Source organism: Mycolicibacterium aromaticivorans JS19b1 = JCM 16368 (assembly GCF_000559085.1).
GTDB classification, from domain to species: Bacteria; Actinomycetota; Actinomycetes; order Mycobacteriales; family Mycobacteriaceae; genus Mycobacterium; species Mycobacterium aromaticivorans.
Genome location: NZ_JALN02000001.1, coordinates 4,525,777 through 4,539,315, shown reverse-complemented (window position 1 = coordinate 4,539,315; position 13,539 = coordinate 4,525,777). Strand labels below are relative to the sequence as shown.

The 13,539-nt window shown below is 66.3% G+C and carries 13 protein-coding genes; 5 read left to right on the top strand and 8 right to left on the bottom strand.

Translation table 11 applies throughout. The annotated features are described in order from the left end of the window. Positions 1 to 11 precede the first annotated feature (11 nt). A complete protein-coding gene (gene lepA, locus Y900_RS21645; RefSeq protein WP_081845193.1) occupies positions 12 to 1,946 on the bottom strand; it encodes a translation elongation factor 4 in 1,935 nt (644 codons plus the stop codon). 43 nt (positions 1,947 to 1,989) lie between these two features. Between lepA and Y900_RS21640 the strand changes: the two genes are divergently transcribed. Further along, a complete protein-coding gene (locus Y900_RS21640) occupies positions 1,990 to 2,586 on the top strand; it encodes a type II toxin-antitoxin system PemK/MazF family toxin (RefSeq protein ID WP_237752623.1) in 597 nt (198 codons plus the stop codon). A gap of 3 nt (positions 2,587 to 2,589) precedes the next feature. On the opposite strand, the gene Y900_RS21635 is transcribed toward Y900_RS21640, so the two are convergent. Then, positions 2,590 to 3,024, bottom strand: a complete 435-nt coding sequence (locus tag Y900_RS21635; RefSeq protein ID WP_036347472.1) for a CBS domain-containing protein — start codon at positions 3,022 to 3,024, stop codon at positions 2,590 to 2,592. Between the two features lie 119 nt (positions 3,025 to 3,143). Between Y900_RS21635 and Y900_RS21630 the strand changes: the two genes are divergently transcribed. Continuing rightward, positions 3,144 to 4,148 carry an aldo/keto reductase gene (locus tag Y900_RS21630; RefSeq protein ID WP_036344435.1) on the top strand — a complete coding sequence of 335 codons (1,005 nt, stop codon included), beginning with the start codon at positions 3,144 to 3,146 and terminating at the stop codon, positions 4,146 to 4,148. Between the two features lie 9 nt (positions 4,149 to 4,157). Here the strand turns inward: Y900_RS21630 and Y900_RS21625 are convergent, their stop codons facing one another. The 3 genes from Y900_RS21625 to glnT are packed head-to-tail and all read right to left on the bottom strand — an operon-like array spanning position 4,158 to position 7,038. After that, positions 4,158 to 4,898 (bottom strand): TetR/AcrR family transcriptional regulator, encoded by a 741-nt coding sequence (locus Y900_RS21625; RefSeq protein ID WP_237752622.1) that lies wholly within the window; start codon positions 4,896 to 4,898, stop codon positions 4,158 to 4,160. A gap of 29 nt (positions 4,899 to 4,927) precedes the next feature. Continuing rightward, complete coding sequence (locus tag Y900_RS21620; protein WP_036344431.1) at positions 4,928 to 5,671, bottom strand: creatininase family protein; 744 nt, start codon at positions 5,669 to 5,671, stop codon at positions 4,928 to 4,930. Further along, positions 5,671 to 7,038: a type III glutamate--ammonia ligase gene (glnT, locus tag Y900_RS21615; RefSeq protein ID WP_036344430.1), complete on the bottom strand. Its 1,368-nt coding sequence runs from the start codon at positions 7,036 to 7,038 to the stop codon at positions 5,671 to 5,673. Before glnT ends, Y900_RS21620 begins: the two co-directional genes overlap by 1 nt. A gap of 240 nt (positions 7,039 to 7,278) precedes the next feature. Here glnT and Y900_RS21610 point away from each other — a divergent pair, with 240 nt between their 5' ends. Together Y900_RS21610 and Y900_RS21605 are read left to right on the top strand one after the other, a co-directional pair. Beyond that, a complete protein-coding gene (locus tag Y900_RS21610; RefSeq protein WP_036344429.1) occupies positions 7,279 to 8,109 on the top strand; it encodes a ribonuclease Z in 831 nt (276 codons plus the stop codon). 27 nt (positions 8,110 to 8,136) lie between these two features. Beyond that, positions 8,137 to 9,690 carry a PepSY-associated TM helix domain-containing protein gene (locus Y900_RS21605; RefSeq protein ID WP_036344427.1) on the top strand — a complete coding sequence of 518 codons (1,554 nt, stop codon included), beginning with the start codon at positions 8,137 to 8,139 and terminating at the stop codon, positions 9,688 to 9,690. Here the strand turns inward: Y900_RS21605 and Y900_RS21600 are convergent. The 3 genes from Y900_RS21600 to Y900_RS21590 are packed head-to-tail and all read right to left on the bottom strand — an operon-like array spanning position 9,630 to position 13,128. Continuing rightward, positions 9,630 to 10,469, bottom strand: a complete 840-nt coding sequence (locus Y900_RS21600; RefSeq protein ID WP_036344426.1) for a transglutaminase family protein — start codon at positions 10,467 to 10,469, stop codon at positions 9,630 to 9,632. The two genes, Y900_RS21605 and Y900_RS21600, sit on opposite strands and share 61 nt — an antisense overlap. Continuing rightward, positions 10,469 to 11,446, bottom strand: coding sequence for an alpha-E domain-containing protein (locus Y900_RS21595; RefSeq protein WP_036344425.1), 978 nt, complete (start codon positions 11,444 to 11,446; stop codon positions 10,469 to 10,471). Before Y900_RS21595 ends, Y900_RS21600 begins: the two co-directional genes overlap by 1 nt. Continuing rightward, positions 11,446 to 13,128, bottom strand: coding sequence for a circularly permuted type 2 ATP-grasp protein (locus Y900_RS21590; protein WP_192827535.1), 1,683 nt, complete (start codon positions 13,126 to 13,128; stop codon positions 11,446 to 11,448). Before Y900_RS21590 ends, Y900_RS21595 begins: the two co-directional genes overlap by 1 nt. A gap of 149 nt (positions 13,129 to 13,277) precedes the next feature. Between Y900_RS21590 and rpsT the strand changes: the two genes are divergently transcribed. Then, complete coding sequence (gene rpsT, locus Y900_RS21585) at positions 13,278 to 13,538, top strand: 30S ribosomal protein S20 (RefSeq protein WP_036344424.1); 261 nt, start codon at positions 13,278 to 13,280, stop codon at positions 13,536 to 13,538. The last annotated feature ends 1 nt before the right edge of the window (position 13,539 follow it).

Below are 13,539 nucleotides of genomic sequence, written 5' to 3'. Positions count from 1 at the left end.
GCCCTCGCCCCCTACTTCTTGGCCTTGTCGCCGGCCTTGTCCCCGGCCGAGTCGGTGGACAGCGCGGCGACGAACGCCTCCTGAGGAACATCGACCCGCCCGATCGTCTTCATCCGCTTCTTGCCCTCTTTCTGCTTCTCGAGCAGCTTGCGCTTACGGGTGATGTCACCGCCGTAGCACTTGGCGAGAACGTCCTTGCGGATCGCCCGAATGTTCTCGCGGGCAATGATTTTGGAGCCGACAGCAGCCTGCACCGGCACCTCGAACTGCTGGCGTGGGATCAGCTCCTTGAGCTTGGTGGTCATCTTGTTGCCGTAGGCCTGCGCCGAATCCTTGTGCACTATTGCGCTGAACGCATCGACAGCCTCACCCTGCAGCAGGATGTCCACCTTCACCAGCGCCGCCTCCTGCTCACCGGACTCTTCATAGTCCAGGCTGGCATACCCGCGGGTGCGCGATTTCAACGCGTCGAAGAAGTCGAAGATGATCTCCCCCAACGGCATCGTGTAGCGCAGCTCGACACGTTCGGGCGACAGGTAGTCCATGCCACCGAGCTCGCCGCGCCTCGACTGGCACAGCTCCATGATGGTTCCGATGAACTCACTGGGCGCGATCAGCGTGCATTTCACCACCGGCTCATAAACTTCGCGAACCTTGCCCTCCGGCCAGTCCGACGGATTGGTCACGATCAATTCGCTGCCGTCGTCCTTGATCACCCGGTAGACCACGTTCGGCGAGGTGGAGATCAGGTCCAGGTCGAACTCGCGCTCGAGGCGTTCCCGGGTGATCTCCATGTGCAGCAGGCCGAGGAAGCCGCAGCGGAACCCGAAGCCCAACGCCACCGACGTCTCCGGCTCGTAGGTCAACGCGGCGTCGTTGAGTTGCAGCTTGTCGAGTGCCTCACGCAGATTCGGATAGTCCGAGCCGTCGACCGGATACAGCCCCGAGTAGACCATGGGTTTGGGCTCGCGGTACCCGGTCAGAGCTTCGGTGGCGCCGTGCCGCGCGCTGGTCACCGTGTCACCGACTTTGGACTGCCGGACGTCCTTCACGCCGGTGATCAGATATCCCACCTCACCGACCCCCAGCCCCTCGGTGGGTTTGGGCTCCGGAGAGACGATGCCCACCTCGAGCAGTTCGTGGGTGGCGCCGGTGGACATCATCTTGATCTTCTCGCGGGGGGTGATCCTGCCGTCGACCACGCGGACGTAGGTGACCACGCCGCGGTAGATGTCGTAGACCGAGTCGAAGATCATCGCCCGAGCCGGCGCGTCGGCGTCGCCGGTCGGTGCGGGGACCAGACGCACGACCTCGTCGAGCAGTTCGGCCACGCCCTCGCCGGTCTTGCCGGACACCCGCAGCACGTCGCTGGGTTCGCAGCCGATGATGTGGGCGATCTCACCGGCGTAGCGGTCCGGGTCGGCGGCGGGCAGGTCGATCTTGTTGAGCACCGGGATGATCGTCAGATCGCGGTCCAGCGCGAGATACAGATTCGCCAGGGTCTGCGCTTCGATGCCCTGGGCGGCGTCGACCAGAAGCACCGCGCCCTCGCAGGCCTCCAGCGCGCGTGACACCTCGTAAGTGAAGTCGACGTGGCCCGGGGTGTCGATCAGGTGCAGGACGTACTGCTCGCCGTTGCTTTCCCAGGGCAGGCGCACATTCTGCGCCTTGATCGTGATGCCTCGTTCCCGCTCGATATCCATCCGGTCCAGGTACTGCGCGCGCATCGACCGCTCATCGACGACACCGGTGAGCTGCAGCATCCGGTCGGCCAGCGTCGACTTCCCATGATCGATATGGGCGATGATGCAGAAGTTCCGAATCTGCGCCGGCGCGGTGAACGTCTGGTCGGCGAAACTGCTGATGGGAAATCTCCTGGTCGGGTGGTACTTCGAGGGGGCCCTCGGGCGTCTCCAGCGTATCGAGTAGGGCCCGGCCCGGCACAATCGCGCGCCGCGAGGCTCGCGCGATCCGCCTATGCTCGTCAGAATGGCGTCGCAGTGGAGGACGTTTCAGAGACTGGCAGAGCACCTCGTCTTCAACGAGGCGCCCAAGTTCATTCGACAGTTGCCGATACCCCAGGCCGTACCGCGGACCATCCAGCAGGGTCTGCGGCTGGGTATCGAAGTTCTGGTGGCCAGCACCACCCCGATCGATCAGCCTGCCGCAATCACCGCGGGCCGACCGGTCACCGACAACAGTGTCCCGACCGCGCATCGCGCCCGCCGACTGGTCTATGCGCCCGATCTCGACGGGCGAGCCGACCCCGGCGAGGTGGTCTGGACCTGGGTGGTCTACGAGGATGACCCGACCAAGGGCAAGGACCGCCCGGTGCTGGTGGTCGGCCGGGATCGCCGGACGCTGCTCGGGTTGATGCTGTCCAGCCAGGCCCACCACGCCGAGGACCGTAACTGGATCGCGATCGGTTCGGGCGGCTGGGATTACGAGGGCCGACCCAGCTGGGTGCGGCTGGACCGGGTGCTCGACGTTCCCGAAGAGGGCATCCGCCGCGAGGGCGCGATTCTGGATCCGCACACCTTCGAGTTGGTCGCTGCGCGGCTGCGTGCCGAATACTCCTGGAGTTAGCCGCTATCCGCCCTGCGTGATGTAGGCCTGCAGATGCTCCTGCTCGGCTTGCAGCTGCTCCATCCGGTTCTTGACGACGTCCCCGATGCTGACGATGCCCACCAGGCGCCCGCCTTGCATCACCGGCACGTGCCGCACCCGGTTGTGCGTCATCAGCGCGCTCAGGTCGTCGATCTGGTCGTCGGGCGAGCATGTCACCAAGACCTTGCTCATGATGTCGGCGACCGCACTGCGGAGCAGATCCGGACCGTGATCGTGCAGCGTGCGCACGACGTCGCGCTCCGAGACGATGCCCACCACGCCGCCGTCCGGGCCGACGACGACCATGGCGCCGATGTTGTGAATGGCCAGCTCGGCCAGCAGGCCGGTGACCGTCGTGGTCTCGGTGATCGTGGCCACCGTCGTTCCCTTACTGCGAAGGATGTCGGCGATACGCATCGCCACCCCCTTGTGATGGATGTCACACCAGGTTAAGGCTTGTGAGAGCGCCGGGGAAGCAAACCGCAACGGTTGCGTTAAGACAGAACAGGCCGACCACGAGACACGAGGAGATCTGCATGGGCACCTTGCCGAAGACGGAGTTGGGCGACGGCTTGACGGTCAGCGCGATCGGGTTCGGCGGCATGGCGCTGACGCCGGTCTACGGCGCGGTCGACGACACCGAGTCACTGGCGACCCTGAATCACTGCCTGGACGTCGGGATGACCTTCATCGACACCGCCAACGTCTACGGCGGCGGTGCCAACGAACGACTGATCGGCCAGGTTCTGGCCGGCCGCCGCGACGAGGTCACGCTGGCGACGAAGTTCGGGATCGACGGCGACCCGACGACCGGCAAGCTCAAGGCCCGCGGTGACGCGGAGTACGTCCGGCGCTGCGCCGACGAGAGCCTGGGCCGGCTCGGCACCGACGTGATCGACCTCTACTACATGCACCGCCGCGACGTGTCGCTGCCGGTCGAGGAGACGGTCGGCGCGATGGCCGAACTGGTTACCGCGGGCAAGGTACGCCACCTCGGCCTGTCGGAGGTGACTGCTGACGAGTTGCGCGCCGCGGCCGGGGTGCACCCGATCGCCGCCGTCCAGAGCGAGTGGTCGATCTGGAGCCGCGACGTCGAACGCCACGTGGTGCCGGCGGCTGCCGAACTCGGCGTCGGTTTCGTGCCGTATTCGCCGCTGGGGCGTGGATTCCTCACCGGGACCATCCGGTCGGCGGCCGACCTGTCCTCGGCCGGAGACTTCCGCAGCCGCATCCCTCGCTTCGCCGAAGACGTCCTGGACGCCAATCTTGCCGTGGTGCAGGTGGTCACCTCGATCGCCGACGAGGTGGGCGCGACGCCGGCGCAGGTCGCCCTGGCGTGGTTGCGGCAGCGCGCCGAGGTCCTCGGTGTGGCGTCGGTGCCGATCCCGGGCACGCGACGCGCGGCCCGCGTCGACGAGAACGCCGCGTCGCTGTCGGTGCAGCTGAACCCCGATCAAGTGGTCGCCCTGGAGGCGGCCGGCGCCAGCGTGTCCGGCCACCGATCCATCGATCCGAATTGGGTGTCCTCGGCACGGGAGTGACCCCGGCGGTCACGACTGCGACGAGGCTTGGCTCACCGACAGCGCCACCGCGGTGTCGTCGAATTGGGCGGCCTGAGCACTGATCCGGCCGATCTCGCTGGGCCGCTTGAGCAGTCCGCGAACCGAGATGATCGCAACCTGTTCGGCGACCCGGACCGCCTCGGCCACCCGGTCACCCTCGTCGGTGTGCAGGCGGGTGCGCTTCTGCGCACCCTCATCGAAGTTCAGCAGCAAACCGGCCGTTTCCTCCCGGTCGCAGTCGATGAACTTCCCCTCCACGATCGCGGCACCGATCAGGTCGGACACCCAGTCTTTGAGCCGCTCGTAGTCGGTCCAGAACTGGTGGAAGTCTGCGCGCTGGTCATGGGCGATGCGCTGGATCTCGTTGAAGTCGATCGGCGAGAGCGCCAACTGGATCGTGTCGAACCGCAACAGGCGGTATAGCTTGACTGCCGGTGATCCCGAACCGGCACCGACCTCGGCGATGAACTTCAGCGGTGCCCGGTTCACCAGCAGCGTCTCCCCCAGCAGCTGCTCTTTGTTACGGAACCAGTAGTACAGCGACGACTGCTGCAGGCCGACGGCCCGCGCGATGTCGCTCATTGTGGTTTGCGCATAACCCTTTTCGGAGAACAGCCGGGTCGCGGCGTTGACGATCCCGGTGCGTGGCGAGGTCGTAGCCGCCGAATCGGCATCGTTGCGGGGCCGTCCGATCACGCGAACCCGTGAGGGGACCTGCGGTGTCGGCACGTCGCGAATTGTACGGCCGGGATCCGCCGTCATCCCAGCGGTGGGACTTCAGTGTGCGCGCGCATCACCACGTCGCGCGCCGCGGCCACGACGTCGGCCCACAACTGGAGGCCGTAGCTCTTCGAGGCCCGCGACGGGTACCCCGTCACTCCGTTGGTGGAGACGTGCTGGACGGGATAACGGAACACCGTGCCCGCGGTGCGGTCGGGGTCGTCGGCATCGCGCATCGCGTCGACGTCCACCAGTTCGGGCCGGACCGCCAGCATCAGCGAGGTTTCCGCGGCATTGGCGTGCCAGTCGACAGCGTCTTCGGTGGCTCGCCCCGCGATGTCGGGTGTCAGGTCCCACCACTGCATGACGCCGATGCGCCGGTCAGGATGGTGTCTGCGAAACCGGTCGCAGGCCAACCACAATGGCGCGCTGTTCCCGACGTGACCGTTGACGAACAAAACGCGCCGTACCCCGGAGTCCACACACGCCTCGGCGACCCGGACCGCTGCCGTCGCGGTCTGGTCCCCGTCGAACGCCACCGTGCCCGGCAGCGCGGTCCCGTGAAAGAAGCTGGCGCCGAATGCGATCGCAGGCAACACGAGAGCGTGCTCACCAGCGGCAGCCTCTGCCACGGCGGTCGCCATGATGGTGTCGGTGCCCACCGGCAGATGCGGCCCATGCTGTTCGGTGGCGCCGACGGGAATCAGAGCCACGGTGTCGGGGTCGACGGAAAGCCGGTGGGCGATCTGCACCGAGTTGAGGTCTTCCCAGCGACTGCCCATCAGAAGAACCGTAGGTAGCGCTCAGACTCCCACGACGAGACGTGCGCGTTGTAGGAATCCCACTCGAGCTTCTTCTCGGAGACGAACGAGTCGTACATTGCCGTCCCGAACACGTTGCGCACCAACGAGTCTGCCTCGATCGCGTCGATGGCTTCACCGAGTGAACGCGGCAGCCAGGTGATGCCCCGCTCGATCAGATCCGGTTCCGAGAGCCGGTAGAGGTTGTCGCGGTTGGGGGCGCCGGGGTCGAGCCCCTCCCGGATCCCTTCGAGTCCGGCGGCCAGCATCAGCGCAGCGCCCAGATAAGGATTGTTGGCGCTGTCGGCGGCACGGCATTCGACGCGACCGCCGCCCCGAGGGATCCGCAGCATGTTGGTGCGGTTGTTGTCGCCGTAGCAGGCGAAGATCGGTGCCCACGTCAGACCGGACATGCTGCCCTGCTTGACCAGTCGCTTGTAGCTGTTGACCGTCGGCGCGATGACCGCGCAGATCGCCGGTGCGTGGCGCAGCACACCGGCGATGAACTGGTAGCCGAGCGAGGAAAGCCCGCAACCGTGCGGATCGTCGGTGGATTCGAAGAGATTGGTCCCGTCGACGTCGGCCAGTGACATGTTGTAATGCGCTCCGCTGCCCGTTCGATCGGCGAAGGGTTTCGGCATCCACGAGGCGAACAGTCCGTGCTTGCGGGCGATCTCGCCGACCATCATCCGGAAGAAGACGAACCGGTCGGCCATCGACACCGCGTCGGTGTAGGTGAAGTCGGTCTCGAACTGACCGTTGCCGTCCTCGTGGTCGAAAGAGTAGACATCCCAACCCAGTTCGTTCATCGCCGCGACGATCTCGTCGACCACGCCGAAGTTGTGCAGCATGCCGCGCAGGTCGTAGCAGGGTTTATCCAGATTGTCGTCGGGGCTGGCCGGCTCCGGCACCCCGTTGCGATCCGACAGCAGGAAGAACTCCGTCTCGATGCCGAGGTTGAAGGCGTAGCCCAACGTCGCCGCCTCGGCGGTGACCCGCTTGAGGATCTGACGGCTGCACGACTCGAACGGGGTGTCACCGACCCACAGATCGCCGGGAAACCACGCGATCTCGCGGTTGAACGGCATGACGATCGCCGCGTGGAGGTCCGGGTGCGGCGCGACCTCGTCATCGTTGACATCCTGCGGCACCCCGTCCAGCGCCGCCCCGGTGAACATCTCCGACCCGTTCGCGGCCTGCTCCAAATGGCCCAACGGCACCATCTTCGCCTTCGGCTTGCCGTGCATGTCGACGAAACTGATCGCCGCGTAGCGGACTCCCGCGGCGGTCAGCTTCTCGGCGACCTCGCGGACGTCGGTGTGTGCCTGCCCGTTGAGCGTGCTTGTCATGTGTTCCCTTCTCGCACCGGTCGAAGCCACCGTAGCCACGCTCTGTAACTGCGCTGTTTCCAACTAATGAATGACCTATTGAAAGTTGGCCAGCCGAAATGCCCGCGAACACAGCAGTTAGACACAGCAGCCGCACGAATCGTGTCAATAGGTCATTGAAAAGCGGTCGGGTGGCGAAACCCGCCGTGCCGGCGACCAATTGCCCCCGAGTCGCAGCCCGGCAGGGTAGTAATTAACCCCATGATCGACGTCACGCTGCTCGGCACCGGAAGCCCGATGGTCGACCCGAATCGCGCCGGGCCGTCAACCCTGGTCAAAGCCGGCGACTCGCTGTTCCTGGTGGACTGCGGACGCGGGGTGCTCATGCGGGCCGCCGCGGCGGGCGTCGGCGCCGCCAACATCACCGCGCTGCTGCTGACCCATCTGCACAGTGACCACATCACCGACCTGTCCGATGTGATCACCACCCGCTGGGTCACCACGTTCGTGCCCACCCCGCTGCCGATCATCGGCCCGCCCGGCACCAAGGCCGTCGTCGACGCGACGCTGGCGGCGTTGGCACCCGACATCTCCTACCGCATCGGCCACCACCCCGACATCACCGAACCTCCGTCGATTCAGGTGTACGAGTACGCCTCCGGTCAGGTGTGGGACGAGGGCGGCGTCCGGATCACCGCGGCGCCCACCGACCACCGCCCGGTCGAGCCGACGCTCGGTTTCCGCGTCGAATACGACGGTGTCGCGGTGGTGCTGGCCGGTGACACCGTGCCCTGCGCCGGGCTCGACGAACTTGCCACCGGGGCGAACGCTTTGGTGCACACCGTGATCCGAGCGGATCTCGTCGAGCAGATGCCGGTCCAGCGGATCCGGGACATCCTCGACTACCACTCGTCGGTCGAGCAGGCCGCTGCGACCGCGGCCCGCGCCGGCGTCGGCACACTGGTGCTCACCCACTACGTACCTCCTCTGGTGCCCGGCCAGGAGGACCAGTGGCGCGCCAAGGCTGCGACCGAGTTCAGCGGCCCGGTCGAGATCGGCAACGACCTGCACCGCGTTTCCGTCGGGAACTAAGCCGCGCCGTCGCCCGACTTATGGGCGATGACGACGACCGAGACTTCGACGCGCCGCGGTGATGCGGCTGTGCTGCGCCGGATCTGGCGGCTGCACTTCTGGGTGGGGCTGTTCGCCGCCCCGGTGTTGGTGGTGTTGGCCTGCAGCGGCCTGGTGATCCTCTACAGCCAGCCGCTGGACGCCCTGCTCAACCGGCACCTGCTGGTGGTCGAGCAGGGACCCCAGACCGTTCCCCTCGATGCTCAGGTGGCCACCGCCACCGAGCACGCGGGCACCGGGAGCACGTTGGAGGCGGTCACCCCACCGGACGGCCCGAACTCCTCGACCCGGGTGGACTTCTCGGCCGCTGATGCCACGGGCTACCCACAGGCCGAAGCCAACGTCATCCAGGTGTTCGTCAATCCGTATACGGGCGTCTATCTGGGGCAGCGCGATCAGCTGTCCGGACTTGTGGGCTGGGCCAATCAGCTGCACCGGATGTTCGGCAACGACGGCCCACACGTCCAGTTGCCGTCACTGGGACACCTCATCAATCCGTCCGCATATCCGGAGTCCACCATCCCGGTCGGCATCGGCAACCTCTGGATGGAGCTGACCGCGACCTGGATCCTGGTTCTGCTCGGCAGCGGGATCTATCTGTGGTGGCCGCGCGCCACCGAAGCCGCCAAACCGCTGCTGAGCGTGCGATGGCGCGCCGGCGGCCGGTTGCGGTGGCGCGACGTGCACGCGCTGACCGGGGTCGTCGTCGCGGTCATCCTGATCTGCTACATCCTGTCCGGGATGACCTGGACGCGGTACTGGGGTGAGAACTGGCGGGCGGTGACCGCAACAGTCACCCCGTCCACCGAAATCGATGCTCCCTCAACACCGGCGAAGCTCGGGGACTACGACCGCCTGGGCCGCCGCATCGCCTGGGCCGCCACCGACGACCCGATCTACTCATCGCAGCCCGCCGCGGGCGCGGCCCGGATGTCCTACAACGACATCGACCGGATCGCCAAGGACGAGCACATGGTGCCCGGCTATTCGATCTTCCCGCCGGCCGATACGACGCGGGACGGCACGACGGTCTACGGCAGCTACACGGTGGTCAACCGGTGGCCGCAGCGGGTGTCCGAACAGCGGACGTTGTATCTGAACCAGTTCACCGGTGCCACCATCACCAACGCCACCGCCGCCCAGGACGGCGCGCTGTCCCGGCTGACAAGCTTCGGGATCGCCATGCACATGGGCAACCAAATGGGTTGGCTCACCCGCATTTCGGCCACCGTCGCCTGCCTCGGGGTTCTCCTCAGCGCGGCGACGGGAGTGCTGATGTGGTGGAAACGCCGTCCCACCGGCCGCAGCGGCCTGCCCGCCCCGGCCAGCGAATCCACCCTGGCGAACACCCCGAAGAAAGCGATGATCACCGTGACGGTCATCTCGGTCGTGCTCGGAATCCTGTTCCCGGCCTTCGGTATTTCGCTGCTGGTGGTGCTGGTGGCCGAAGCGATCATCAGTTCCCGCCGGCCACCGCCCGATCACGCCAGCCTGGTGACCTCCACGACCACATCGAGATCGGTCGAGCCCTCGCCGGAGTAGATGCCCTTCAGGGGGGTGACGTCGGCGTAGTCTCGGCCGACGCCGACGCTGATGTACTGCTCGTTGATCTCCGAATCGTTGGTCGGGTCATAGTTCCACCAGCCACCGGTCCAGGCCTGAATCCACGCGTGACTCTGCCCATCGATGGTGTCGCCGATCACGGCATCACGGTTGGGGTGCAGGTACCCCGACACGTACCGGGCCGGAATCCCCATGCCACGCAACAGGATCAGCGTCAGATGAGCGAAGTCCTGACACACGCCTTTGCCTTCCCGGAGTGCATCGAGGCCCGACGAGTGCACACCGGTGGTGCCGGGAACGTAACTGAGTTCGCTGTGCGCCCACTGGGCGGCGGCGATCACGGCCTGCACCGGATCGTTCTCTTTGATGATGCGTCTGCCGACCCGCTCGAGTCGCCGGCTGGCCGGCGTGTAGTGCGTCGGAGTGAGCACCTCGTCGAACCGGTCCCGGACCGCCGCGGAGGCCAGTTCGTCCCACGTCACGTCATCGCTGGGAGCTTCCGGCTTGTCGGTCTCGACCACCGATGACGCTGTCACCTCCAACTCCGTGTGCGGCGCGTGCAAGTCGAAAGCCGTTACCGCCGTGCCCCAATAGTCGACGTAGCGGTAATTACGAGTCGCCGGGATGGTCTCCACGCGGTTGAGGATGACGTTCTGCCGGGAGTCCGAGCGCGGCGTCAGCCGGGCCTCGTTGTACGACGCGGTGACCGGTGACTTGTAGGCGTACCCCGTCGCGTGCACGACCCGCATCCGCCACATCAGATCTCCCCTTCCTCGATGACAAGCGCACCGCGCTGTCCGGCGTCGGACCACGCGACCCACGGCGCGGAGTGGAAGTACTGCAGCGCCACCGCCTCTCCGACGTCGCGACAGGTTGTCTGCAGTCCGGCCAGCCGTTCCTCCAAGGACTCCAGCAGCACGCCCGGACGGATGAACTCCAACTCGCTGCGGGCGCGGCCGAGGAGGCGTTGAGCCTCGGCGGTGGAGCCCAGCCGGTTGTGCGGACGGTGCATGAGTTCGTCGAGGCTGTGCTCGGCCAGTCTGAGCGAGTAGTAGATCGACCGCGGGAAAAGCCGGTCCAGCAACATGAATTCGACGACGCGGCTGGCGTCGAGCACACCGCGGTAGGTACGCAGATACGTGTCGTGGGCGCCCGCCGAGCGCAGCACCGTCACCCAGGCCGGTGACGAGGCGCTGTCCCCCACCCGCGACAGCAGCAGCCGCACGGTCATGTCGACCCTCTCGATGGCGCGCCCGAGCACCAGGAAGCGGTACCCGTCGTCACGGGACAGCGTCGAATCGGCCAACCCTGCGAACATCGCCGCTCGGCCCTCGATGAAGCTGAAGAACTCGTGCGGGCCGAGCCGGCGGGCCGCGCGCTCCCGTTCGGCGAGCGCGTTGTAGGTGGTGTTCAGGCACTCCCACATGTCACTGGATGTGACTTCCCTTGCCGAACGGGCATTCTCACGGGCCGCCGAGATCGCCTCGACGATCGAGCAGCCGCCCACGGTATCGCGGCTGAATGCCACCAGATCAGTCAGTGACCACAGATCGAGCTGATGTTTGGGCGGCTCGATACCCAGCACCTGCAGCAGAATCCGCGAAGTCTGGTCGGGGTCCACGCTCGAGTCCTCGAGCAGCTGATGCACCGTCACATCGAGGATGCGGGCGATGTCGTCGGCGCGCTCGACGTAGCGTCCGATCCAGTAGAGCGCCTCGGCGTTGCGGGCCAACATCAGCGCATCACCTGCTGTTGCTGCTGCTGGCTCTGCTGCTGTTGGCCTTGTTGCTGCTGACCGGACGACTCGGGACCTTTCTCGGCGACCGCTGCCTTGCCGGGTTTGGGGATCTTGCGCACCACCTCCGCGTCGCCGAGTTCGCGGGCGGCCACCGACGTCTTGGAGGCCAGCACCCAGGTGTCCTTGGATCCGCCGCCCTGACTGGAGTTGACCACCAGCGACCCCTCGATCAGCGCCGTGCGGGTCAGTCCACCGGGCAGCACCCAGACGTCCTCACCGTCGTTGACCGCGAAGGGCCGTAGATCGACGTGGCGCGGGGCCAACGCGTCGCCCACCTTGGTGGGCACCGTCGACAGCTGGACGACGGGCTGCGCGATCCAGCCGCGCGGATCGGCGGCAACTTTTTTGCGAATGGACGCAAGCTCCTTCTCGGACGCGTCCGGGCCGAACACGATGCCGTACCCGCCCGAACCTTCGACCGGTTTGATCACCAGCTCGTCGACCCGGTCGAGCACTTCTTCGCATTCCTCCTCGAGCCAGCAGCGGAACGTGTCGACGTTGGCCAACAGCGGCTTCTCGCCGAGGTAGTACTCGATGATCGTCGGCACGTAGGTGTAGACCAGCTTGTCGTCGCCGACGCCGTTGCCGACCGCGCTGGAGATCACCACGTTGCCTGCGCGCGCGGCATTCAGCAGACCCGCCACGCCGAGCACCGAGTCGGGACGGAACTGCATGGGGTCGAGGTAGTCGTCGTCGATCCGGCGATAGATGACATCGACCTGGCGCTCTCCTTCGGTGGTGCGCATGTAGACCACGTTGTCGCGACAGAACAGGTCGCGGCCCTCGACCAGCTCCACGCCCATCTGCCGGGCCAGCAGGGAGTGCTCGAAGTACGCCGAGTTGAACGGCCCCGGGGTGAGCACGACGACCGTCGGGTCGGCCTCGTTGGTGGCCGCGGCGTTGCGCAGCGCCCGCAGCAGGTGCGACGAGTAGTCGCCGACCGCGCGCACCCGGTGGGTGGCGAACAGGTTGGGGAAAACCCGGGCCATGGTGCGCCGGTTCTCCATGACGTAGGAGACGCCCGACGGGGACCGCAGGTTGTCCTCGAGCACCCGGAAGGTGCCCTGGGCGTCGCGAACGAGGTCGATGCCGGCGACGTGGATGCGCACCCCGTTGGGCGGGCTGATGCCGGCGGCCTGCCGGTGGAAGTGCTCGCACGAGGTGATCAGCCGGCGCGGGATGACCCCGTCACGCAGGATTTCCTGATCGCCGTAGATATCGTCGAGATACATCTCCAGCGCCTTGACCCGTTGGGTGATGCCCCGTTCGAGCCGGGACCACTCGGCGGCGGAGATCACCCGGGGCACCAGGTCGAGCGGGAACGGCCGCTCTTGGCCGGACAGTGAGAACGTGATGCCCTGATCGATGAACGCGCGGCCCAGCGCCTCGGCCCTGGCTTCGAGTTCTTCGGCGTCGGACGGCGCGAGTTCGGCGAAAATCCCCTTGTACGGCCCACGGACGTTGCCCTGGTTGTCGAACATCTCGTCGAAGGCCTTGGCGTAGGAGCCGAGGTTGTTGTAACCGCCGAAGATATGGTCGTGACGCCGAGGTTGTCGCGACCCATTGCGCGACGACCGGTTTGTTTCCGAAGGCAGGGTTCGAAGGCTCACGTGTCCCATGCTGCCGCACGTTCACCGTTTCGGCAGGCCAGTGACCTCCATTTTGTGAGTTCAGGGCCACCACTGGTACTCTGAGCAGTCGCTGCCCGAGGGCCTGACGGCCCCGGCAAGACTGACGAACCCCAAGCTTGAAGACGAGGAACTAACGCGTGGCCAACATCAAGTCGCAGGAAAAGCGCATCCGCACCAACGAGCGGCGCCGGGTGCGCAACAAGTCGGTGAAGAGTGCGCTGCACACCGCGATCCGCGGGTTCCGGACGGCCGCTGCTGAGGGCGACAAGGACAAGGCCGCCGAGCTGCTCGTGTCGACCAGCCGCAAGCTGGACAAGGCCGCCAGCAAGGGCGTCATCCACAAGAACCAGGCGGCCAACAAGAAGTCCGCGCTGGCGCAGGCCTTCAACAAGATCTGAT

Excerpts from the sequence above, each read along its gene's own strand:
- Y900_RS21640 (WP_237752623.1), top strand. The coding sequence starts at position 1,990 with ATGGCGTCGCAGTGGAGGACGTTTCAGAGACTGGCAGAGCACCTCGTC.
- Y900_RS21635 (WP_036347472.1), bottom strand. The coding sequence starts at position 3,024 with ATGCGTATCGCCGACATCCTTCGCAGTAAGGGAACGACGGTGGCCACG.
- Y900_RS21630 (WP_036344435.1), top strand. The coding sequence starts at position 3,144 with ATGGGCACCTTGCCGAAGACGGAGTTGGGCGACGGCTTGACGGTCAGC.
- Y900_RS21620 (WP_036344431.1), bottom strand. The coding sequence starts at position 5,671 with ATGGGCAGTCGCTGGGAAGACCTCAACTCGGTGCAGATCGCCCACCGG.
- glnT (WP_036344430.1), bottom strand. The coding sequence starts at position 7,038 with ATGACAAGCACGCTCAACGGGCAGGCACACACCGACGTCCGCGAGGTC.
- Y900_RS21610 (WP_036344429.1), top strand. The coding sequence starts at position 7,279 with ATGATCGACGTCACGCTGCTCGGCACCGGAAGCCCGATGGTCGACCCG.
- Y900_RS21605 (WP_036344427.1), top strand. The coding sequence starts at position 8,137 with ATGACGACGACCGAGACTTCGACGCGCCGCGGTGATGCGGCTGTGCTG.
- Y900_RS21600 (WP_036344426.1), bottom strand. The coding sequence starts at position 10,469 with ATGTGGCGGATGCGGGTCGTGCACGCGACGGGGTACGCCTACAAGTCA.
- Y900_RS21595 (WP_036344425.1), bottom strand. The coding sequence starts at position 11,446 with ATGTTGGCCCGCAACGCCGAGGCGCTCTACTGGATCGGACGCTACGTC.
- Y900_RS21590 (WP_192827535.1), bottom strand. The coding sequence starts at position 13,128 with ATGGGACACGTGAGCCTTCGAACCCTGCCTTCGGAAACAAACCGGTCG.